The organism is Pseudomonas fluorescens (assembly GCF_000730425.1).
In the GTDB taxonomy this organism is placed as follows: domain Bacteria; phylum Pseudomonadota; class Gammaproteobacteria; order Pseudomonadales; family Pseudomonadaceae; genus Aquipseudomonas; species Aquipseudomonas fluorescens_X.
This window is the reverse complement of record NZ_CP008896.1, coordinates 2276767-2297309: the sequence shown is the minus strand read 5'-3', so window position 1 is coordinate 2297309 and position 20543 is coordinate 2276767. Positions and strand designations below refer to the sequence as shown.

At 59.9% G+C, this 20543-nt stretch carries 19 protein-coding genes; 14 read left to right on the top strand and 5 right to left on the bottom strand.

Annotated elements, in window-relative coordinates; translation table 11 throughout:
* Window positions 1–38: 38 nt before the first annotated feature.
* The 9 genes from HZ99_RS10020 (at window position 39) to HZ99_RS09980 (ending at window position 10403) form a co-directional block, all read left to right on the top strand.
* Window positions 39–1037, top strand: a complete 999-nt coding sequence (locus tag HZ99_RS10020) for an NAD-dependent epimerase/dehydratase family protein (protein WP_038442777.1) — start codon at window positions 39–41, stop codon at window positions 1035–1037.
* Between the two features lie 111 nt (window positions 1038–1148).
* Window positions 1149–1991: an ATPase gene (locus HZ99_RS10015; RefSeq protein ID WP_038442776.1), complete on the top strand. Its 843-nt coding sequence runs from the start codon at window positions 1149–1151 to the stop codon at window positions 1989–1991.
* A gap of 195 nt (window positions 1992–2186) precedes the next feature.
* The gene (locus HZ99_RS10010) at window positions 2187–3446 is read left to right on the top strand and encodes an AGE family epimerase/isomerase (protein WP_038442775.1); all 1260 of its coding nucleotides are present in this window, start codon (window positions 2187–2189) and stop codon (window positions 3444–3446) included.
* A 105-nt stretch (window positions 3447–3551) separates the two neighbouring features.
* The gene (locus HZ99_RS10005; RefSeq protein WP_038442774.1) at window positions 3552–4838 is read left to right on the top strand and encodes an ABC transporter substrate-binding protein; all 1287 of its coding nucleotides are present in this window, start codon (window positions 3552–3554) and stop codon (window positions 4836–4838) included.
* A gap of 168 nt (window positions 4839–5006) precedes the next feature.
* Entirely contained in the window at window positions 5007–5915 is a 909-nt protein-coding gene (locus HZ99_RS10000) for a carbohydrate ABC transporter permease (RefSeq protein ID WP_029296391.1), read from the top strand.
* Window positions 5908–6750, top strand: coding sequence for a carbohydrate ABC transporter permease (locus HZ99_RS09995; protein WP_038442773.1), 843 nt, complete (start codon window positions 5908–5910; stop codon window positions 6748–6750). Before HZ99_RS10000 ends, HZ99_RS09995 begins: the two co-directional genes overlap by 8 nt.
* Before the next feature lie 2 nt (window positions 6751–6752).
* Window positions 6753–7910: an ABC transporter ATP-binding protein gene (locus tag HZ99_RS09990; protein WP_038442772.1), complete on the top strand. Its 1158-nt coding sequence runs from the start codon at window positions 6753–6755 to the stop codon at window positions 7908–7910.
* Window positions 7911–8009: 99 nt separating this feature from the next.
* Window positions 8010–9356 (top strand): carbohydrate porin, encoded by a 1347-nt coding sequence (locus tag HZ99_RS09985; RefSeq protein WP_038442771.1) that lies wholly within the window; start codon window positions 8010–8012, stop codon window positions 9354–9356.
* Window positions 9357–9557: 201 nt separating this feature from the next.
* Window positions 9558–10403 (top strand): D-hexose-6-phosphate mutarotase, encoded by an 846-nt coding sequence (locus tag HZ99_RS09980; protein ID WP_038442770.1) that lies wholly within the window; start codon window positions 9558–9560, stop codon window positions 10401–10403.
* A 123-nt stretch (window positions 10404–10526) separates the two neighbouring features.
* Here the strand turns inward: HZ99_RS09980 and HZ99_RS09975 are convergent, their stop codons facing one another.
* The gene (locus HZ99_RS09975; RefSeq protein WP_169851198.1) at window positions 10527–11387 is read right to left on the bottom strand and encodes a MurR/RpiR family transcriptional regulator; all 861 of its coding nucleotides are present in this window, start codon (window positions 11385–11387) and stop codon (window positions 10527–10529) included.
* 219 nt (window positions 11388–11606) lie between these two features.
* Here HZ99_RS09975 and zwf point away from each other — a divergent pair, with 219 nt between their 5' ends.
* From zwf to HZ99_RS09960, 3 genes are read left to right on the top strand one after another with little or no spacing between them, the layout of a single operon-like run.
* A complete protein-coding gene (gene zwf, locus HZ99_RS09970) occupies window positions 11607–13073 on the top strand; it encodes a glucose-6-phosphate dehydrogenase (RefSeq protein WP_038442769.1) in 1467 nt (488 codons plus the stop codon).
* Window positions 13060–13773, top strand: a complete 714-nt coding sequence (gene pgl, locus HZ99_RS09965) for a 6-phosphogluconolactonase (protein ID WP_038442768.1) — start codon at window positions 13060–13062, stop codon at window positions 13771–13773. Before zwf ends, pgl begins: the two co-directional genes overlap by 14 nt.
* 17 nt (window positions 13774–13790) lie before the next feature.
* A complete protein-coding gene (locus tag HZ99_RS09960; RefSeq protein ID WP_038442766.1) occupies window positions 13791–14456 on the top strand; it encodes a bifunctional 4-hydroxy-2-oxoglutarate aldolase/2-dehydro-3-deoxy-phosphogluconate aldolase in 666 nt (221 codons plus the stop codon).
* Window positions 14457–14660: 204 nt separating this feature from the next.
* Here the strand turns inward: HZ99_RS09960 and HZ99_RS09955 are convergent, their stop codons facing one another.
* Together HZ99_RS09955 and HZ99_RS09950 are read right to left on the bottom strand one after the other, a co-directional pair.
* The gene (locus tag HZ99_RS09955) at window positions 14661–15833 is read right to left on the bottom strand and encodes an aminotransferase class V-fold PLP-dependent enzyme (RefSeq protein ID WP_038442764.1); all 1173 of its coding nucleotides are present in this window, start codon (window positions 15831–15833) and stop codon (window positions 14661–14663) included.
* 12 nt (window positions 15834–15845) lie between these two features.
* Window positions 15846–16082, bottom strand: coding sequence for a DUF3820 family protein (locus tag HZ99_RS09950; RefSeq protein ID WP_008056784.1), 237 nt, complete (start codon window positions 16080–16082; stop codon window positions 15846–15848).
* 206 nt (window positions 16083–16288) lie between these two features.
* On the opposite strand from HZ99_RS09950, the gene HZ99_RS09945 reads away from it, so the two are divergent.
* Window positions 16289–16756: a ferritin-like domain-containing protein gene (locus HZ99_RS09945; RefSeq protein WP_038442762.1), complete on the top strand. Its 468-nt coding sequence runs from the start codon at window positions 16289–16291 to the stop codon at window positions 16754–16756.
* Window positions 16757–16946: 190 nt separating this feature from the next.
* Here HZ99_RS09945 and HZ99_RS09940 read toward each other — a convergent pair whose 3' ends face one another.
* Both HZ99_RS09940 and HZ99_RS09935 read right to left on the bottom strand, forming a co-directional pair.
* Entirely contained in the window at window positions 16947–17417 is a 471-nt protein-coding gene (locus HZ99_RS09940) for a MaoC family dehydratase (RefSeq protein WP_038442760.1), read from the bottom strand.
* A 68-nt stretch (window positions 17418–17485) separates the two neighbouring features.
* Complete coding sequence (locus HZ99_RS09935) at window positions 17486–18430, bottom strand: alpha/beta hydrolase (protein WP_038442758.1); 945 nt, start codon at window positions 18428–18430, stop codon at window positions 17486–17488.
* Window positions 18431–18640: 210 nt separating this feature from the next.
* Between HZ99_RS09935 and fadD2 the strand changes: the two genes are divergently transcribed.
* Window positions 18641–20329 (top strand): long-chain-fatty-acid--CoA ligase FadD2, encoded by a 1689-nt coding sequence (gene fadD2, locus HZ99_RS09930; RefSeq protein WP_038442757.1) that lies wholly within the window; start codon window positions 18641–18643, stop codon window positions 20327–20329.
* Window positions 20330–20543: the final 214 nt, after the last annotated feature.

The following is a 20543-nucleotide window of genomic DNA, read 5'->3' as shown; positions in this document are numbered from 1 at the left end:
GCAACGGCGATGAAAAATGAAAGAACACGGAGTAATACATGAAAATTCTGGTCACCGGCGCAAGCGGTTTCATTGGCGGACGCTTTGCGCGTTTTGCCCTTGAGCAGGGCCTGGAGGTACGGGTCAACGGGCGGCGGGCCGAGGGTGTCGAGCATCTGGTAAGGCGCGGTGCCGAGTTTATCCAGGGTGACCTGAATGATCCGGACCTGGTACGCGACCTGTGCCGCGACGTCGAAGCCGTGGTCCACTGCGCTGGCGCCGTGGGGCTGTGGGGGCGTTACCAGGATTTCTATCAGGGCAATGTGCAGGTCACCGAAAACGTGGTGGAAGCGTGCCTGAAACAACGGGTCGGGCGCCTGGTACACCTGTCGTCGCCGTCGATCTATTTCGATGGCCGCGATTACCTGGGGCTGACCGAAGAGCAAGTGCCCAAGCGCTTCAAGCATCCTTATGCAGCCACTAAATACCTGGCCGAACAAAAAGTCTTCGGTGCCCAGGAGTTCGGCCTTGAAGTACTGGCGCTGCGCCCACGTTTTGTCACCGGCGCTGGCGATATGAGCATCTTCCCGCGCCTGTTGAAAATGCAGCGCAAGAATCGCCTGGCCATCGTTGGCGATGGCCTGAACAAGGTCGACTTCACCAGCGTGCACAACCTCAACGAAGCCTTGCTCAGTAGCCTGCTGGCCACCGGTTCGGCGTTGGGCAAGGCCTACAACATCAGTAATGGCACCCCGGTGCCGGTGTGGGATGTAATCAACTACGTGATGCGCCAGATGGAAATGCCCCAGGTCACGCGTTACCGTTCCTACGGCCTGTCCTACAGCGTTGCCGCGCTCAATGAAGCCTTCTGTGCGATGTGGCCGGGGCGTCCGGAACCGTCCCTGTCACGCCTGGGGATGCAGGTGATGAACAAGGATTTCACCCTCGATATCAGCCGCGCGCGACACTATCTCGACTACCAGCCCAAGGTCAGCCTGTGGACCGCCCTCGATGAGTTTTGCCACTGGTGGAAAGTCCAGGAGCCGGTCTCCAAATAGCGTCGGCAACACCGGGAACCGATTTTTCGGTTGAAGGTCGACCAAGGCGCAGGGCAAGGGGTTTATACTCCCGCCGCTTGGTTTTTTATGTGGCTATTTCAAGGTTGATTCATGCGTAACGATACTAAAGACGACTTCGACAATGTGCCGAACCTGCGGGCCGACATTGGCGACGACGATGATTTTGTGCCGACCGCTGCCACGTCCATACGCTCGCGTCCGGTACCGGTAGTCAAGGTCAAGAGCGCCAGTACCGGGCCGTTGTGGGCCCTGGTCGGCGCGCTGCTGTTCGCCTTCGCGGGCCTGGCGTGGTGGAGTTTCCAGCAGATTTCCCTGATGGGGCAGCAACTGGTGGCGACCCAGGAGAGCTTCGCGCGGATCAGCGAAGAGGCTGCCGGCCGTTTGCAGGATATTTCCGGCAAAGTGGTGGCCAGCGAAGCCAGCGTCAATACCGGCAGCGAAGCGCTGAAATTGCAGATCAAGCAGTTGGAAAGCCAGTTGCTGGAGCAGGGCAAGCAGCAGTTGGGCGTGGCGGGACAGGCCACCGACCTGGACAAGCGCCTGGCGCAGATGAGTGCCAGCACCACGGAACTGACCGGCGCCAATACCCAGTTGCAGGCCCAGGTGCAGACTCTGGCGACCGAGCTGGCAGCGCTCAAGGCTGCGCAGGCCGAAACCGCCAAATTGAATGCCGAAGTCAAGGAATTGAGCACGGATGTGGCAACCTTGAAGAAGCAGGGCAACCCGGCCACGGCCATCGCGCGCCTGGAGCAGGACCTGTTGGTGATCAAGAGCGAACTGGACAATCGCGCCGCCACCGAAGGGCCGTCGAATAAAGAGTTCGACGTGTTCCGCATCCAGACCACCCGTAACATCACGACCTTGCAGACCCAGATGCAGAACCTGCAACGGGAAGTCAGCGCACCGGCCAGGGCTACGCCCCTGGGCCAATGAGCCAATTCCTGTAGGAGCCGGCTTGCCGGCGATGAGGCCAGTAGCCTTGCGCCGATTCCAAGGCCGCCATCGCCAGTGCAAGCCGGCTCCTGCAAGTGTCACCGGTCGGTGACATTTGCCATCCCTTTCGTTACATGTCCCTTCTCGGCCCTTGTTTAGACTGCGCTCATCCCACAAAAACAAAAAGGGCCACCCATGACCATCCAACCACTGCCTGCCAGCAGTTGGCTGAACGCACCTGCCCATCACGCCTGGCTCGCCGCCGAAGGCCAGCGCCTGCTGGGCTTTGCCAAGGCTTCCCGGCTGCCTGAGGGTTTTGGCAACCTCGACGTCCAGGGGCGACTGCCCGCTGATGCCCACGCCGAAACCATGAACACCGCCCGTATGACCCACAGCTTTGCCATGGCCCACGCCCAAGGCCTGCCGGGGTATGCAGAGCTGGTGGAACATGGGGTGGCCAGCCTCAGTGGCCCGTTGCACGATGCCGAACATGGCGGGTGGTTTGCCGTCCCTGGCGCGCGTGACGGAAATACTGGCAAGGCTGCCTACCTGCACGCCTTTGTCGCCCTGGCCGCCAGTTCTGCGGTGGTGGCGGGTGCGCCCGGGGCACAAGCCTTGCTGGCGCAGGCCATCCAGATCATCGACCAGCATTTCTGGTGCGAGGAGGAGGGCGCGATGCTTGAGTCCTTTGCCCAGGACTGGAGCGGCGTGGAAGCCTACCGCGGTGCCAACAGCAATATGCACGCAACCGAAGCGTTCCTGGCCCTGGCTGATGTCACCGGCGACACCCGTTGGTTGGGGCGGGCGTTGCGCATTGTCGAACGGGTGATCCATCAGCATGCCTGCGCCAATGATTTCATGGTGATCGAACATTTCGATCGCTACTGGCAGCCCATGCACCGCTACAACGAAGACAACCCGGCCGATGGCTTTCGCCCCTACGGCATCACCCCCGGCCATGGGTTTGAATGGGCGCGCCTGGTGCTGCATCTTGAAGCTGCGCGCGAGCAGGCGGGGCTCGTCACGCCAGAGTGGCTGCTGGAGGATGCCAAGGGGTTGTTCGCCAGTGCCTGCGAGTATGGTTGGTCGGTGGACGGTGCTCCGGGCTTGGTCTACACCCTGGACTGGCACTATCGTCCGGTGGTGCGCGAGCGCCTGCATTGGACCCACGCCGAAGCCAGCGCGGCCGCCCAGGCCCTGCTCAAGCGCACGGGCGAGTGGCATTACGAAGTCTGGTACCGGCGATTCTGGGAGTTCTGTGAAACCCAGTTGATCGACCGGGCCCGGGGCAGTTGGCACCACGAACTCGACCCGCTGAACCAGCCCGCCAGCAAGATCTGGGGTGGCAAGCCGGACCTGTACCATGCCTGGCAGGCGGTGCTGCTGCCGGGCCTGCCGTTATCGCCCAGCATGGCCAGTGCCCTGGGGGCAGGTCGCTATGTCACCAAGTGGTGACATTTGCCCGTCCCTTTGTTACGTGCCTGGCAAAAATCCCTGTTTAGAATCCTATGCAGCGCAAGCTCCAGACTTGCATGCATAACAACAAGAAAAGGTACTCAGATGAACGCGATTAATCGCCTCGCCGTTGCTATTTCCATTGCCTCGTTGTTTCCCCTCACTGCATTTGCCGCCGACTCGAAAGGGACGGTTGAAGTGGTGCATTGGTGGACCTCAGGCGGTGAGAAAGCGGCAGTGGATGTCCTGAAGGCCCAAGTTGAAAAAGACGGTTTCACCTGGAAAGACGGGGCTGTCGCAGGTGGCGGCGGCGCCACCGCCATGACCGTGCTGAAAAGCCGTGCGGTCGCTGGCAACCCGCCAGGCGTTGCCCAGATCAAGGGCCCTGACATCCAGGAATGGGCGTCTACTGGCCTGCTCGACACCGATGTCCTGAAAGACGTTGCCAAGGCTGAGAAGTGGGACGAACTGCTCGACAAGAAAGTCTCCGATACAGTGAAGTACGAAGGTGATTACGTCGCCGTGCCGGTGAACATCCACCGCGTCAACTGGCTGTGGATCAACCCGCAAGTGTTCAAGAAAGCCGGCATCAGCAAAAATCCTACGACCCTTGAAGAATTCTATGCCGCCGGTGACAAGCTCAAGGCCGCCGGTTTCATTGCGCTCGCCCACGGTGGCCAGCCTTGGCAGGACAGCACGGTATTTGAAGCCGTAGTGCTCTCGGTCATGGGCGTGGATGGCTATAAGAAAGCCCTGGTTGACCTGGACAACGCTACCCTGACCGGCCCGGACATGGTCAAGGCACTGACCGAGCTGAAAAAAGTCGCGACCTATATGGATCCTGACGGCAAGGGCCAGGACTGGAACCTGGAAGCCGCCAAGGTCATCAACGGCAAGGCCGGCATGCAGATCATGGGTGACTGGGCCAAGAGCGAATGGACTGCCGCCAAGAAAGTGGCCGGCGAGGACTACGAATGCGTTGCCTTCCCGGGCACCGACAAGGCCTTTACCTACAACATCGACTCCCTGGCGGTGTTCAAGCAGAAAGACGCCGGCACCTCAGCCGGCCAGCAGGATATCGCCAAGGTTGTGCTGGGCGAGAACTTCCAGAAGGTCTTTAGCATCAACAAGGGCTCGATCCCGGTGCGCAACGACATGCTCGGCGACATGGCCAAGTACGGCTTCGACAGCTGCGCCCAGACTGCGGCCAAGGACTTCCTGGTAGATGCCAAGTCCGGTGGCCTGCAGCCAAGCATGGCGCACAACATGGCGACCACGCTGGCGGTACAGGGCGCGTTCTTTGATGTGGTGACCAACTTCATCAACGACCCGAAAGCCGACCCGGCCGACACCGCCAAGAAACTTGGCGCGGCGGTCAAGTCTGCCAAGTAACCCTTGGAAGGCTGGGCTTGAGTGTGGGAGCGGGCTTGCCCGCGATGCAGGCGCCTCGGTGTATCAATGACACCCATGTGATGCCATCGCAGGCAAGCCAGCTCCCACCTAAAGCCGGCCCCCACAAGGTTATCCATTAGTCCCTTACTCCCTGCCCTGGATTTTCCCATGAGTTCTGTTGCTGTGTTCAGCAAGGCCTCGCCGTTCGATGCATTGCAACGCTGGCTCCCCAAGCTGGTGCTGGCGCCGAGCATGTTCATCGTCCTGGTGGGCTTCTACGGCTACATCCTGTGGACGTTTGTGCTGTCGTTCACCAACTCGACCTTCCTGCCGACCTACAAGTGGGTGGGCCTGGCGCAATATGCGCGCTTGTTCGACAACGATCGCTGGTGGGTGGCGAGCAAGAACCTGGCGTTGTTTGGCGGCATGTTTATCGGCATTACCCTGGTGATCGGCGTGTTGCTGGCGGTATTTCTTGACCAGCGCATCCGTCGCGAAGGCTTTATCCGCACTATTTACCTGTACCCGATGGCGCTCTCGATGATCGTCACCGGTACCGCCTGGAAGTGGCTGCTCAACCCTGGCATGGGCCTGGACAAACTCCTGCGCGACTGGGGTTGGGAAGGCTTTCGCCTGGACTGGTTGATCGACCCCGACCGCGTGGTGTATTGCCTGGTGATCGCGGCGGTATGGCAAGCCTCGGGCTTTATCATGGCGATGTTCCTTGCCGGCCTGCGTGGGGTTGACCAGTCGATCATCCGTGCCGCGCAGATCGACGGCGCGAGCCTGCCGCGTATCTACTGGAGTGTGGTGCTGCCAAGCCTGCGCCCGGTGTTCTTCAGTGCCGTGATGATCCTTGCGCACATCGCGATCAAGAGCTTCGACCTGGTGGCCGCGATGACGGCCGGTGGCCCTGGCTACTCGTCCGACCTGCCGGCGATGTTTATGTACTCCTTCACCTTCAGCCGCGGCCAGATGGGCATGGGCTCGGCCAGTGCGATCCTGATGCTCGGCGCGATCCTCGCGATCATCGTGCCTTACCTGTACTCCGAGCTGAGGACCAAGCGCCATGACTAGTCTCGCCAAACCTTCCATCAGCTTCAGCCGTGTGGCGATCCACGCGGTGCTGATCCTCGCCGTGGTGCTGTACCTGGTGCCGTTGGTGGTCATGCTGCTGACCAGCTTCAAGACCCCGGAAGACATCAGCACCGGCAACCTGCTGAGCTGGCCGACGGTGATCACCGGTATCGGCTGGGTCAAGGCCTGGGCCACGGTGAACGGTTACTTCTGGAACTCGTTCATGATCACCATCCCGGCGGTGCTGATCTCTACCACCCTCGGTGCGCTGAACGGCTACGTGCTGTCGATGTGGCGTTTTCGCGGTTCGCAGCTGTTCTTCGGGCTGTTGCTGTTCGGCTGCTTCCTACCGTTCCAGACCGTCTTGCTGCCGGCCTCGTTCACCCTCGGCAAGATGGGCCTGGCCAGCACCACCACCGGCCTGGTGTTTGTGCACGTGGTCTACGGCCTGGCGTTCACCACGCTGTTTTTCCGTAACTACTACGTGAGTATTCCGGATGCGTTGGTCAAGGCTGCACGCCTGGATGGCGCAGGATTTTTCACCATCTTTCGTCGGATCATTCTGCCGATGTCGACACCGATCATCATGGTCTGCCTGATCTGGCAGTTCACCCAGATCTGGAACGACTTCCTGTTTGGCGTGGTGTTCTCCAGCGGTGATTCACAGCCCATCACGGTGGCGCTGAACAACCTGGTCAACACCAGCACCGGGGCCAAGGAATATAACGTTGATATGGCGGCGGCGATGATCGCCGGGCTGCCGACCCTGCTGGTCTATGTGGTCGCAGGCAAGTATTTCGTGCGCGGCCTCACGGCCGGCGCGGTCAAGGGGTAATCATGGCTACGCTCGAACTTCGCAACGTAAACAAGACCTACGGTGCCGGCCTGCCGGACACCCTGAAGAACATCGAACTGTCGATCAAGGACGGCGAGTTCCTGATCCTTGTCGGGCCTTCGGGCTGCGGCAAGTCCACCCTGATGAACTGCATCGCGGGCCTGGAAAACATCAGCGGCGGCGCGATCATGATCGGTGACCAGGACGTCAGCGGCATGAGCCCCAAGGACCGTGATATCGCCATGGTGTTCCAGTCCTACGCGCTGTACCCGACCATGAGCGTGCGCGAGAACATCGAATTCGGCCTGAAAATCCGCAAGATGAGCCAGGTGGCCATCGATGAGGAGGTGGCGCGGGTGGCCAAGCTGCTGCAGATTGAACACCTGCTCAATCGCAAGCCGGGCCAGCTTTCGGGCGGACAGCAACAGCGCGTGGCCATGGGCCGGGCGCTGGCGCGGCGGCCGAAGATCTACCTGTTCGACGAACCGCTGTCCAACCTCGACGCCAAGCTGCGGGTCGAGATGCGCACCGAAATGAAACTGATGCACCAGCGCCTGAAAACCACCACGGTCTACGTAACCCACGACCAGATCGAAGCCATGACCCTGGGCGACAAAGTGGCGGTGATGAAGGACGGCATCATCCAGCAGTTCGGCACGCCCAAAGAGATCTACAACGATCCGGCCAACCTGTTCGTGGCGAGCTTTATCGGTTCGCCGCCGATGAACTTCATTCCTCTGCGCCTGCAGCGCAAGGAGGGCCGCCTGCTGGCCCTGCTTGACAGCGGCCAGGCGCGTTGCGAATTGCCATTGGGCATGAGCGATGCCGGTCTTGAGGATCGGGATGTGATCCTCGGCCTGCGGCCGGAACAGATTGTCCTGGCTGCTGCTGAAGGCAACGGCTTGCCGAGCATTCGTGCCGAGGTCCAGGTCACTGAGCCTACTGGCCCGGACACCCTGGTATTCGTCCAGCTCAATGAGACCAAGGTCTGCTGCCGCCTGGCGCCGGACGTGGCGCCGCACGTGGGCGAGAGCCTGACCTTGCAGTTCGATCCGGCCAAGGTGTTGCTGTTCGACGCCAAGACCGGCGAGCGCCTGGGCACTGCCGCCTCAGTGCCGGTGCAACACGCCGATAACGTCACCCAATTCAAAGGCCGCTGAAAACCCCATGTAGGAGCCGGCTTGCCGGCGATAGGGGCAAATAGATGTAAACCGCGTTAGATAAAAACAGTTAATAACAATAAAGACGAGGATGTAGGGATGAAAAAACAACACAACAACACGCGCTTGATCTGCCAATTGTCGGCGGTGGCAGCGATGGTCTTGTCTGCCAATGCGATGGCGGACGAAGCGTTCAGTGCCGATTCCAAGTGGATGACCGGGGATTGGGGTGGCGAGCGGACCAAGTTGATCGAGCAGGGTATCGATATCAAGGCTGACTACGTTGGCGAGGCCGGCTACAACGCACGCGGCGGCTATAACGACGACAAGACCGGGCGTTACGCTGATCAGTTCGGCCTTGGGGTCGCGCTGGACTTGCAAAAGCTGTGGGGCTGGGACAACACGCAAGCCAAGATCCAGATGACCAGCCGTAATGGTCGCAACATCTCCAATGACCGAATTGGCGACCCGCGTGCTGGCACCTTGAGTTCCTCTCAGGAAGTGTACGGTCGTGGCCATATGGTGCGCCTGACCCAGTTCTGGATCCAGCACCAGATGTTCGACAACAAACTGGATGTGAAGCTCGGTTACTTCGGTGAAGGCGAAGACTTCAACACCTTCCCGTGCGATTTCCAGAACCTGTCGTTCTGCGGCTCGCAAGTGGGTAACTACGTCAACACCTGGTACAACTGGCCGGTCAGCCAGGCCGCGATCCGCGTGAAGTACCACATTACACCTGAGCTGTACGCCCAGATCGGCGCGTACAACCAAAACCCATCGCAGTTGGAGCACGGCAACGGCTTCAAACTCAGCGGCAGTGGTACCAAAGGCACCGTGATTCCGGTGGAGTTGGTCTGGTCGCCGAAGGTCAATAACCTGCCGGGCGAATACCGTGTGGGTTACTACAAGAGCGCCGCCGATGCCCCTGATGTACGCGAGGACATCAACGGCAACGATGCGGCCACCACCGGTGCAGACTACCGCACCCGCAGCAGCAAAAAAGGCTACTGGTTCGTTGCTCAGCAGCAACTCACGACCCATAACGGCGACGCGTCTCGTGGTCTGAACATCGCCGCCAACGCCACGTTCCATGACAAAGAAACCAACACCGTCGATAACTATCAATCGATCATGCTGGTGTACAAAGGCCCGTTCAATGCGCGTCCAAAAGATGACGTGGGTATTGGCGCCGCTCGTCTGCACGTCAACGATGACGTGAAGAAAAACGCTGAACTGCGCAACGTTTCAAACGGTGTGAGTGACTACGACAACGCGCTGTTCTCGCCAATACGCGAAACCGAGTACAACTTTGAAATCAACTACGGCTTCCACGTAACCAACTGGCTGACCGTGCGTCCCAACCTGCAATACGTGGTCCAACCTGGCGGCGTGGATAAAGTCGACAACGCGCTGGTGGCCGGCCTGAAAATTCAGTCGGTGTTCTAACGCTGTTGCGATAAGCTCCTTCTCTCTGTGCGCATTTGCGGGTAGCCATGGCTATCCGCTTTTTTTTGGCTCACATGCACACCCCCTCTAGGAGCTGGCTTGCCCGCGATAGCCGCGCCTCGGTCTGACGGATGGGCCGGGCCGCCTGCATCGTCGGCAAGCCGGCTCCTACAGGTTCAATCAAAGGTAGGACCGTAGCCCATGCATGAGCATCCGCTGCAACGCTTTTTCAAATCCCTGCGCGAGCAACCGGTATTTGCCTGGGAGCGCTTCCAGATGCGCGACGTGTTGGTGATCGATCACCCGCTGTGCCAGGCGGTGTTCAGCCGCCAGGGTGCGCAGTTGTTGCATTTCCAGCCCACGGGCCAGAAGCCGTGGCTGTGGTGTGCGGCAAAGTGGCCGCAAGTCGGGGCGATTCGTGGCGGGGTGCCTGTGTGCTGGCCGTGGTACGGCCGTCATCCCAGCGAAAACGCCTGGCCATCCCATGGCTGGGCGCGGTTGATCGACTGGAAGCTGCTGGACAGCAGCACCGACGACGACGGTGTGCGCCTGCACTGGCAACTGCGGTTGTGCGACTGGCAGGTGGACTTGCATGCGCATCTGGGCGAAAGCCTGGAACTGCGTCTGAGCACTGAGCACCAGGATGAGCTGCCATGCCAATTGAGCCACGCTTTGCACGCTTACTGGCGGATTGGCAATGTTGGTGAGATAGCGCTGTCTGGACTCGACGGGGCGCAGGGGTACGACCAGTTGAGTCGTCGGATTTGCCAGCAGGAAGGTGAGCTACGCGTCGATGGCGGTTGTCAGCGAGTGTTCCAGCATGAGGGCGAATTGCAGCTCAAGGACCATGCGTGGCAGCGCGAGTTGTGCATTGATACTGGCGACAGTGCCGACACGGTGGTCTGGCATCCAGGCAGCCGGCCATTGCTGGGGGTGAGTTTCAATGAGGCGTCGGGCTTTGTGTGTGTCGAGTCGGCGATGGCCGGGGCCAGCCTGGCGCCGGGGGAGAGGGCGCATTTGAGTTTGCAGGCCCGGGCTGGGGTTTAGCGGTGTTGCTGATGGCGTCTTCGCGGGCAAGCCCGCTCCCACATTCGAATGTGTTCACAAATCAAAAATGTGGGAGCGGGCTTGCCCGCGATAGGGCCGGCCCTGCTTGAGGAGGTTCCAGCTTTAGTTGAACTCATCGCCAACCGGATACCGGCTGTCGTTCAAACTCTCTTTGATCTTGCGCAAATGCGGCTGAAAATCCACCCCGCGACGCAAGGTCATGCCCGTCGCCAACACATCGAGCACGGTTAACTGAATGATCCGCGAGGTCATCGGCATATAGATGTCGGTGTCTTCCGGCAACGGGATGTTCAGGCTCACGGTGCTGGCCTTGGCCAGTGGCGAGTTCTCGGCGGTCACGCCCAGTACCGAGGCGCCGTTCTCCCGGGCGATGCGCGCCACTTCCACCAGCTCGCGGGTGCGGCCGGTGTAGGAAATGATCACAAACAGCTCGCCGGTATGCGCCACCGAGGCAATCATCCGTTGCATCAGCACATCGGCATGGGCCGTTACCGACAGGTTGAAGCGGAAGAACTTGTGCAGCGCATCCATGGCCACCGGCGCTGAAGCGCCCAGGCCGAAGAAGTGGATCTGCCGCGCCTGGATCAGCAAGTCCACGGCCTTGCTGATCAGGTTCGGGTCCAGGGCTTGGCAGGCACTGTCCAGCGAGGCAATGGCGCTGCCAAAAATCTTCTGCGTGTAGGCCTCGGGGTTATCATCAGCCTCCACGGCGCGGCTGACATAGGCGGCACCACTGGCCAGGCTTTGCGCCAGTTGCAACTTCAGTTCAGGGTAGCCACTGACACCGAACGAGCGGCAGAAACGGTTGACCGTCGGTTCACTGACCGAGGCGGCTTGGGCGAGGGCGGCGATAGAGAAGCGGGTCGCCTGCTGCGGGTTGAGCAGGATGACCTCGGCGACTTTTTTCTCGGCTTTGTTCAATTCTTCGAGGCGGTTCCGGATCTGTTCCAGAAGATTTCGCACGCGGTCCATTCAGTCTTTCCTTCGGGCGACGATGCAAGTAAGGGCCAGTAAAAGGTCGACGAGCGGCCCTTGGCGGTGGCCTATCCTACTGAGGGTAGTTGAACACCACCACTCGCAATGCGTATTTTGGGAAAATGTTGTGGTTATTACTACATTTTTCCTTGAGTGATGCCTTGAAAAAAGGTATTTGTAGCTTAACTTGATAAAAGAACAAACATCATGCCTTCGATAACCGTGGAACCCTGCACCTTTGCCCTGTTTGGCGCCTTGGGTGATCTGGCGCTGCGCAAGTTATTTCCAGCCCTTTATCAACTCGATGGCGCCGGGCTCCTGCACGCCGACACCCGCATCCTGGCCCTGGCCCGTGAAGCCGGTTCCGAGCAGCAGCACCTGGACCACATCGAGCACGCATTGCGCAAGTATGTCGGCCAGGAACTGGATGAGACCGTGGCCGCGCGTTTTCTGGCGCGCCTGGCCTATGTGCACGTCGATTTCATGAATGCCGACGACTACGTGGCCCTGGCCGCCAAGGCCGGCACCGAACAACGCCTGATCGCCTACTTCGCCACCCCGGCAGCGGTATATGGCGCGATCTGCGAGAACCTGTCCAAGGTCGGCCTGGCGGAAAACACCCGGGTGGTCCTGGAAAAACCCATCGGTTCGGACCTTGAGTCTTCACGCAAGGTCAATGATGCCGTGGCGCAGTTTTTCCCGGAAAACCGCACCTATCGCATCGACCACTACCTGGGCAAAGAGACGGTCCAGAACCTGATCGCCCTGCGTTTTGCCAACAGCCTGTTTGAAACCCAGTGGAACCAGCACTACATCTCCCACGTGGAAATCACCGTGGCCGAGCAGGTGGGTATCGAAGGCCGCTGGGGTTACTTCGACAAGGCCGGGCAACTGCGGGACATGATCCAGAACCACCTGCTGCAGCTGCTGTGCCTGATCGCCATGGACCCCCCGGCCGACTTGTCCGCCGACAGCATCCGCGATGAGAAGGTCAAGGTGCTCAAGGCCCTGGCGCCGATCAGCCCGGAAGGCCTGACCACCCAGGTCGTGCGCGGCCAGTACATTGCCGGCTACAGCGCCGGCAAGCCGGTGCCGGGTTATCTGGAAGAAGAAAATTCCAACACCCAGAGCGACACTGAAACCTTCGTCGCCTTGCGGGCCGATATCCGTAACTGGCGCTGGGCCGGGGTGCCGTTCTACCTGCGTACCGGCAAGCGCATGCCGCAAAAGCTGTCGCAGATCGTGATCCACTTCAAGGAACCGTCCCACTATATCTTCGCCCCTGAGCAGCGTTTGCAGATCAGCAACAAACTGATCATCCGCCTGCAACCGGATGAAGGCATTTCCTTGCGCGTGATGACCAAGGAGCAGGGGCTGGACAAGGGCATGCAACTGCGCAGCGGGCCACTGCAACTGAATTTTTCCGACACCTACCGTAGTACGCGGATTCCCGATGCCTACGAGCGGTTGCTGTTGGAAGTGATGCGCGGCAATCAGAACCTGTTTGTCCGTAAAGATGAAATCGAAGCCGCGTGGAAATGGTGTGACCAGTTGATCGCCGGGTGGAAAAAATCCGGTGATGCACCCAAGCCGTACGCGGCGGGTTCCTGGGGGCCGATGAGCTCCATTGCACTGATCACGCGGGATGGGAGGTCGTGGTATGGCGATATCTGATTTGAAACTGCCGCAGGGCGTAACACCCCATGAGTACCGCACGCCGGTACTGCTGGCCGAAGGCTTGGCCAATGACGTGGCCGAGCAACTGCGTGGGGCCATCAGTGCCCGTGGCGAGGCGACGCTGGTGGTGTCTGGTGGCCGTAGCCCGGTGGCATTTTTCCAGAACCTGGCCAAGCAGGGCCTGGACTGGTCCAAGGTCACCATCACCCTGGCCGACGAGCGCTGGGTGCCGGTGGAGCATGCCGACAGCAACGCCGGCCTGCTGAAGAAACATCTGCTGCAAGGCCCGGCGGCCAAGGCCAGATTCTTGAGCCTCTACAGTGCCGCCGCGAACCTGGACACCGCCGCCGAACAGGCCGATCGCCTGCTGGCTGAATTACCGGCGATCGATGTGCTGGTGCTGGGCATGGGCGATGACGGGCATACCGCATCGTTGTTCCCCAACAGCCCGAACCTGGCCCAAGCGCTGCAGCTTGATGGTACTCGCCGCTGCTGGCCAATGCTGGCGCCCAGTGTGCCCCATCAGCGCCTGACCATGAGCCGTGCCCTGCTGGCGACCGCCCGCTACACCGTGCTGTCGATTGCCGGCGATTCGAAACTCCACACCCTGAGCGAAGCGCTGGCTGGCGACGATGTTGCCGGCATGCCGATTCGCGCGTTTTTGCAACCTACTCTAGAGATTTACTGGTGCCCATGAGCCAAGGATCAGCCGCTATGAAAAGCCCTCACCCGACCGTGTCCATGGCGGATAAAGTTGCCCTGATCGACAGCCTCTGCGCCAAGGCGCGGATCCTGCCGGTGATCACCATTGCCCGCGAACAGGACATTCTGCCCTTGGCCGATGCCCTGGCGGCGGGCGGCTTGAGCGCGTTGGAAGTGACCCTGCGTTCGCAGTTCGGTCTCAAGGCCATCCAGGTTTTGCGTGAGCAACGCCCGGAGCTGGTCACCGGTGCGGGCACGGTGCTTGACCGCACGATGCTGGCGGCAGCCGAGGCGGCGGGTGCGCAATTTATCGTCACCCCCGGCATTACCCGCGACCTGCTCGAAGCCAGTGTCGACAGCCCGATCCCGCTGCTGCCCGGCATCAGCAATGCCTCCGGCATCATGGAAGGCTATGGCCTGGGTTATCGCCGCTTCAAGCTGTTCCCGGCGGAAGTCAGCGGTGGCGTAGCGGCAATCAAGGCCCTGGGCGGTCCGTTTGGCGAAGTGAAATTCTGCCCGACTGGCGGCGTTGGCCCGGCCAACATCAAACACTACATGGCGTTGAAAAACGTGATGTGCGTGGGCGGTAGCTGGATGCTTGATCCGCAGTGGATCAAGAACGGCGACTGGGCCCGCATCCAGGAAGTCACCGCCGAGGCGCTGGCGCTGCTGGATTGATCTGATTTACCGAATCGTTGTTGCTGTGCTTCACGGCATGTTTGCGGTGCACTTGGTCGGTGCGCCGCTTTTTTTTGCCTGTAGAAAACCTTGAAATCACGGCAATCGAACGGTGGGAGCGGGCTTGCTCGCGAATGCGCGGTAACAGTCACTGAATGTGTTGAATGACACACCGCATTCGCGAGCAAGCCCGCTCCCACAGTTTTAATCGGCATTCAGCTTGGTAATCGCGTTGACCAGCACGCCGATGTCCGCCGCCGAGGTCACCAACCCCGGCGTCACCCGTATGCAGGTACCAAATGCTGCCCCACTGCGCAGGGTGGTAAACAGGTTGTACTCGTCGAGCAATCGGTCCGCCATCACCTGCTGGTCGCGCCCGCTGAACTTGAACGCCGTGATCCCGCAATACAGCCGTGGATCATCCGGGGTCAGCACCTCGATCCCCGGCAATGGCCGTACCTGGCTGACCCACAGATCCCGCAGGTAATTGACCCGCGCGCCCTTGGCCTGCGCACCGCCCAGGGCCCGATGCTCTTCAAGCACCCGCGGTAAGGTCATCAGCGCCGGGAAGTTCGGTGTGCTGTAGGGCGTACGGGCGCGCACATCAGTGATCGGGTAATGGAACTCGCCCATGTCCGGATCGACGTCAGCCAGACGCTCAGGGGCTATATACATAAAGCCCAGAGTCAGCGGCGCACCGATCCACTTGTGCAGGTTAAAACCGGCAAACGAAATGCCTAGCTTGGCCAGGTCGAAGTCGATCTGGCCAAGCGCATGGGCGCCATCCAGGATCACCTCGACGCCATACTCCCGTGCCGCCAGGGCAATGGCCTCGACTGGCATCACCAGGCCGGTTCGGTGGGTGACATGGGTCAGCGCCATCAGCTTCAGGCGGGGGTAGCGGCTGAAGGTGTCGCGATAGGTCTGCACCAGGCTGTCGAAACTGGCCGGGTGGGCGTGGGACACTTCGATCACCTCCACACCCCGGTAGCCTGCGAGCCAGCGCATGGCACCCTTGACCGTGTCGTATTCCAGGTCGCTGATCAGCACCTGGTCGCCCGGTTGCAGACGGTTGTAATTGCGGATCAACGATTGCAAGGCTTCGGTGGCATTGCGGGTGAAGGCAACGGCTTCAGGACCCGTGTTGATGAGTTCGGCCAGTTGCCTGCGAATCTGCTCATTCTCCCCTTGCTCGAAGCGCTGGCGCACATGCACGGAGTTGCTGCGATTGATAAACGCAACGTGCTCCTGATACTGCGCCAGCACTGTCCGGCTCATACGCCCGAAGTAACCGTTTTCCAGGTTGATGGGGCCGGGCTCCCTGTCATAGCGCTGGGCAATGGCTTGCCAATAGGCTTCGTTGCGGGTGTTGGGCATGGTCGGGCTCGATTAGTGGCGCGGGGCGGGTTTGCCGTGTTTGGCGCGCAGCGGTTCCAGCAGTTCGGACAGGCCGTTGTGGTCGATTTCCTGCATCAGTGCCAGCAGGCCGCCCAACTCGCCGTGGGGAAAACCCTCACGGGCAAACCAGTTCAGGTAAGGGCCGGGCAGGTCGGCAATGATCCGGCCCTTGTATTTGCCGAACGGCATTTGGCGGGTGATCAGCAGTTCGAGTTTTTCGGGGTTCATACGGGCTTCAGGCAATCAGGAAGGTGCCTGGGAAAATACAGGCATTCTGCATGAAGGCCAAATGACAGATCATGCAAATAAAGCGGGTGCAGATTTTTTGGGTATTCATAACGTGTTGAAAATTAAAGGTTAAATTTTAATTTATGACCTGGCACGGGCGCTGCAACTCCCCCAATACGTTTCTAAACCCGCGAAGGAATTGAAAAATGACTGACATCAACAAAGAATCGATCTCTGTACTCAATGACCTGATCGAGACCAGTAAAGACGGCCAGGAAGGCTTCAAGACCTGCGCAGAAGACATCAAGCATCCAGAGCTCAAGGCGCTGTTCGTCAAGCGTTCAGCTGACTGCGCCTCGGCAGCTGCCGAACTGCAGACTGCCGTGCGTGCCTTGGGGGGTGACCCGGAAGATTCCGGTAGCGTGGCCGGTGCATTGCACCGTGGTTGGGTCGACGTGAAGTCGCTGGTGACTGGCAAGGATGAAGAAGCGGTGCTTAACGAGGCCGAGCGCGGTGAAGACCACGCCTTGAAGGCTTACAAGCAAGCCGTCGAGAAGATCAACAAGCACAACCTGGTAGGCATTCGTGATCTGGTTGAGCGTCAGTACCATGGTGCGCAGCGCAACCATGACCAGGTGAAGGCCCTGCGTAACCAGGCTCGCGCTCAGTCCTGAGCCGTGCCGCAGTAACCAATGTGGGAGCGGGCTTGCCTGCTCCCACAAGGGGGGGCTGAATACCCCAAAACTATTGTAGGAGCTGGCTTGCCAGCGATAGCCGTGGCTCAGTCGACATATACATAGGCTGACAGAGCGCCATCGCGGGCAAGCCCGCTCCTACAGTTTTATGTCACATGACCCAGAATTTTCAACCGATGCTGATGGCCGGCAACGCGGTCAGGGTTACCACCTGTTGCTTGCGTGGCGCCAGGATCTCTGCTTCACCATCCACCACCAACTCATCGCGCTGGTTGAACACCTGGGTGGCAATCCGCACGCGGAACTTGGGCAGCTTCTCGAGAATTTCCAGACGTACGGTCAGGGTGTCGCCGATTTTTACCGGTTTCTGGAAGCTCATCTGCTGGCCGATATAGATGGTGCCCGGCCCAGGCAACTCACAGGCGACTGCCGCACTGATCAGTGCACCGCTGAACATGCCGTGGGCAATACGCTCCTTGAACATGGTCGCCTTGGCAAATTCGGCGTCCAGGTGCACGGGGTTATGGTCGCCGGACATCGCCGCGAACAGCTGGATATCGCGCTCTTCCACGGTTTTGCGGTAGGTGGCTTTCTGGCCAACTTCGAGGGCTTCGTACGGAGTGTTGGTAACCTGGGTCATCTAATCGTGCATCCTGTGGCTAATCAATATTCTTAATTCGTTGATTTTAAACGAAAATATTTACTCGATCACTCGCAGCGCGCCGGCCGGCGGCGGTTTACGGCCTGGGCTAGCCACGCCAGCACATCGGCGGTGACGGCGTCGCGGTTGGTTTCATTGAAGAGTTCGTGTCGCGCCTGCGGGTAAATGTTCAATTGCAGGTTCTGGCAGCCGCCATCACGCAGGGCGTTGGCCAGGCTGGTGAGACGCTTGCCTTCGCTGACCGGATCACATTCACCGCCCATCACCAGGATCGGCAGGCCCGGATCGATCTGTTTGAGATTGGACGCTTTGCTGATTTGCTGCAAGCCACCGAGCAAGTCGATCCACAGCTGATTGGTGCAACGAAAGCCGCACAGGGGGTCGTTGATGTACTTGTCCACTTCGTCCGGATCGCGGCTCAACCAGTCGAATGCTGTGCGGTTGGGTTTGAAGGCCTTGTTGAATGAGCCAAACGACAGGAATTCGATCAGCGCGCTGCGCCCTCGCAGGCCCTGGCGCAGGCGCTCGGCCCTGGCGATCAACTGGGCTGCACGGTACAGGGCCACCGGCTGGAAATTCGAGCCACTGAGAATCGCGCCATGCAGGCTGGCGCTGTGGTGCAGCAGATACGCCTGGGCGATGTAGCTGCCCATGCTGTGGCCCAGCAGAATGATCGGTACACCAGGGGCTTGCTGGCCGATGTGCTGGTTGAGCGCAGCCAGGTCACCCACCACTTTGTTCCAGCCATCGCGTTCGGCAAACAGGCCCAGGGTGCCTTCATCGGCGGTACGGCCATGGCCACGCAGGTCCAGGGCGTACACACCGTAGCCGGCGTCACACAGAGCCTGGGCCAGGCGCGCATAACGACCGCCGTGCTCGGCCATGCCATGGGCCAGCATCACCCGTGCGATTGGCGACCCATCCGGCAGCCACTGATTGACGTACAGGCGGCTTCGGTCATTCGCGGTCAGCCAGAAATGGGTGTGGTTCATGGCGCTTCCTTTGCTCAGGGTCGTTGCAGTGTATAGCTCATCCGTGGGACGGCGTCTGATCAGCCTTGGCCTCAGGGACAAGATTCATACAATCAATGACACGTTTTTGTGTATTTGCCTGTTTGGCCATAACTGCTAACGTCCCCGAAGCTCCGCTTCCCATCAGCATTTGGAATGCGGTCGGGCACACTCAGGCAGAGGACAAGAATAATGCAACCTGATTTCTGGAATGACAAACGCGCAGCAGGCGTTCCCAACGAGCTTGACCTGTCGGCGTACAAGTCAGTGATCGAAGTCTTCGAACGTTCCTGCAAAGCCTTTGCCGACCGTCCGGCATTCAGCAACATGGGGATCACCCTGACCTACGCCGACCTGGAGCGCCAGAGCGCGGCGTTCGCTGGCTACCTGCAACACCACACCGATCTGAAGCCGGGCGACCGTATTGCGGTGCAGATGCCCAACGTCCTGCATTACCCGATTGCCGTGTTCGGCGCCTTGCGCGCCGGACTGGTGGTGGTCAACACCAACCCGTTGTACACCCCACGGGAAATGCGCCATCAATTCAAGGATGCGGGCATCCGTGCCCTGGTCTACCTCAACCTGTTTGGTTCCAGGGTCCAGGAAGTGGCGGCCGACACCGAGATCGAATACCTGATCGAAGCAAAAATGGGCGACTTCATGCCCGCCGCCAAGGGTTGGCTGATCAACACCGTGGTCGACAAAGTGAAGAAGATGGTCCCGGCCTATAGCCTGCCCCGGGCGGTCTCGTTCAAGCGTGCCTTGCGCATGGGCGCAGGCTTGGCCGTGACCCGCCATCCGGTGACCCTCGATGACATCGCGGTGTTGCAATACACCGGCGGCACCACCGGCCTGGCCAAGGGCGCCATGCTCACTCACGGCAACCTGGTGGCTAACATGCAGCAGGTGCGGGCCTGCATGTCACAACTGCGCGAAGACGGTCATCCGCTGGTCAAGGAAGGGCAGGAGGTGATGATCGCGCCGCTGCCGCTGTACCACATCTATGCCTTCACCGCGAACTGCATGTGCATGATGGTGACCGGCAACCACAACGTGCTGATCACCAATCCACGGGACATTGGCGGCTTTATCAAGGAACTGAAGAAGTGGCGGTTTACCGGGCTGCTGGGGCTCAACACGCTGTTTGTCGCGCTGATGGAACACCCTGATTTCAAGACCCTGGACTTCTCCCACCTGAAGATCACCAACTCCGGCGGCACTGCCCTGGTCAAGGCCACCGCCGAACGCTGGAAGCAGGTCACCGGCTGTTCCATTGGCGAAGGCTACGGCCTGACCGAGACGTCTCCGGTGGCCAGTACCAACCCTTACGGTGATCAATCGCGCCTGGGCACCGTGGGCATTCCGGTGCCGGGTACGGCGATGAAGGTCGTTGATGACGATGGCGTGGAGTTGCCGCTGGGCGAGCGGGGCGAATTGTGCATCAAGGGCCCGCAGGTCATGAAGGGCTACTGGCAGCAGCCGGCGGCCACCGCTGAGACCCTGGACGCCGAAGGCTGGCTCAAGACGGGTGATATTGCGGTGATCGACCCGGATGGTTTTGTGCGCATTGTCGACCGCAAGAAGGACCTGATTATCGTCTCGGGCTTCAATGTGTACCCCAACGAGATCGAAGACGTGGTGATGGCCCACCCGAACGTCGCCAACTGTGCGGTGATCGGCGTGCCTGACGAGCGTACCGGCGAGGCGGTGAAACTGTTTGTGGTGGCACGCGCCCAGGGCGTCAGCCTTGAAGAGCTGAAGACTTACTGCAAGGCCAACTTCACTGGCTACAAGGTGCCCAAGCATATTGTGTTGCGGGACTCGCTGCCGATGACGCCGGTAGGCAAGATCTTGCGCAGAGAGCTGCGCGACATAGCCTGACCTGAATGTAGGAGGCTTGTGTAGGAGCTGGCTTGCCAGCGATAGCATCACCTCGGTGTATCTGATGGACCGAAGTGCCTGCATCGCTGAAAAGCCAGCTCTTACATTTGTCGTGTAGCTCCGCAAAATAGAGCTGTTTCAGGGCTTATAGAATTTTTGCTCTAAAAATGACTACTGGATATTCTTGAGTCATGTTTATGACTGTAGGGCCCTC

What these genes read in the sequence shown, in the direction of transcription:
- HZ99_RS10020 (WP_038442777.1), top strand. Translation starts at nt 39, where the DNA reads ATGAAAATTCTGGTCACCGGCGCAAGCGGTTTCATTGGCGGACGCTTT.
- HZ99_RS10015 (WP_038442776.1), top strand. Translation starts at nt 1,149, where the DNA reads ATGCGTAACGATACTAAAGACGACTTCGACAATGTGCCGAACCTGCGG.
- HZ99_RS10010 (WP_038442775.1), top strand. Translation starts at nt 2,187, where the DNA reads ATGACCATCCAACCACTGCCTGCCAGCAGTTGGCTGAACGCACCTGCC.
- HZ99_RS10005 (WP_038442774.1), top strand. Translation starts at nt 3,552, where the DNA reads ATGAACGCGATTAATCGCCTCGCCGTTGCTATTTCCATTGCCTCGTTG.
- HZ99_RS10000 (WP_029296391.1), top strand. Translation starts at nt 5,007, where the DNA reads ATGAGTTCTGTTGCTGTGTTCAGCAAGGCCTCGCCGTTCGATGCATTG.
- HZ99_RS09995 (WP_038442773.1), top strand. Translation starts at nt 5,908, where the DNA reads ATGACTAGTCTCGCCAAACCTTCCATCAGCTTCAGCCGTGTGGCGATC.
- HZ99_RS09990 (WP_038442772.1), top strand. Translation starts at nt 6,753, where the DNA reads ATGGCTACGCTCGAACTTCGCAACGTAAACAAGACCTACGGTGCCGGC.
- HZ99_RS09985 (WP_038442771.1), top strand. Translation starts at nt 8,010, where the DNA reads ATGAAAAAACAACACAACAACACGCGCTTGATCTGCCAATTGTCGGCG.
- HZ99_RS09980 (WP_038442770.1), top strand. Translation starts at nt 9,558, where the DNA reads ATGCATGAGCATCCGCTGCAACGCTTTTTCAAATCCCTGCGCGAGCAA.
- zwf (WP_038442769.1), top strand. Translation starts at nt 11,607, where the DNA reads ATGCCTTCGATAACCGTGGAACCCTGCACCTTTGCCCTGTTTGGCGCC.
- pgl (WP_038442768.1), top strand. Translation starts at nt 13,060, where the DNA reads ATGGCGATATCTGATTTGAAACTGCCGCAGGGCGTAACACCCCATGAG.
- HZ99_RS09960 (WP_038442766.1), top strand. Translation starts at nt 13,791, where the DNA reads ATGAAAAGCCCTCACCCGACCGTGTCCATGGCGGATAAAGTTGCCCTG.
- HZ99_RS09955 (WP_038442764.1), bottom strand. Translation starts at nt 15,833, where the DNA reads ATGCCCAACACCCGCAACGAAGCCTATTGGCAAGCCATTGCCCAGCGC.
- HZ99_RS09950 (WP_008056784.1), bottom strand. Translation starts at nt 16,082, where the DNA reads ATGAACCCCGAAAAACTCGAACTGCTGATCACCCGCCAAATGCCGTTC.
- HZ99_RS09945 (WP_038442762.1), top strand. Translation starts at nt 16,289, where the DNA reads ATGACTGACATCAACAAAGAATCGATCTCTGTACTCAATGACCTGATC.
- HZ99_RS09940 (WP_038442760.1), bottom strand. Translation starts at nt 17,417, where the DNA reads ATGACCCAGGTTACCAACACTCCGTACGAAGCCCTCGAAGTTGGCCAG.
- HZ99_RS09935 (WP_038442758.1), bottom strand. Translation starts at nt 18,430, where the DNA reads ATGAACCACACCCATTTCTGGCTGACCGCGAATGACCGAAGCCGCCTG.
- fadD2 (WP_038442757.1), top strand. Translation starts at nt 18,641, where the DNA reads ATGCAACCTGATTTCTGGAATGACAAACGCGCAGCAGGCGTTCCCAAC.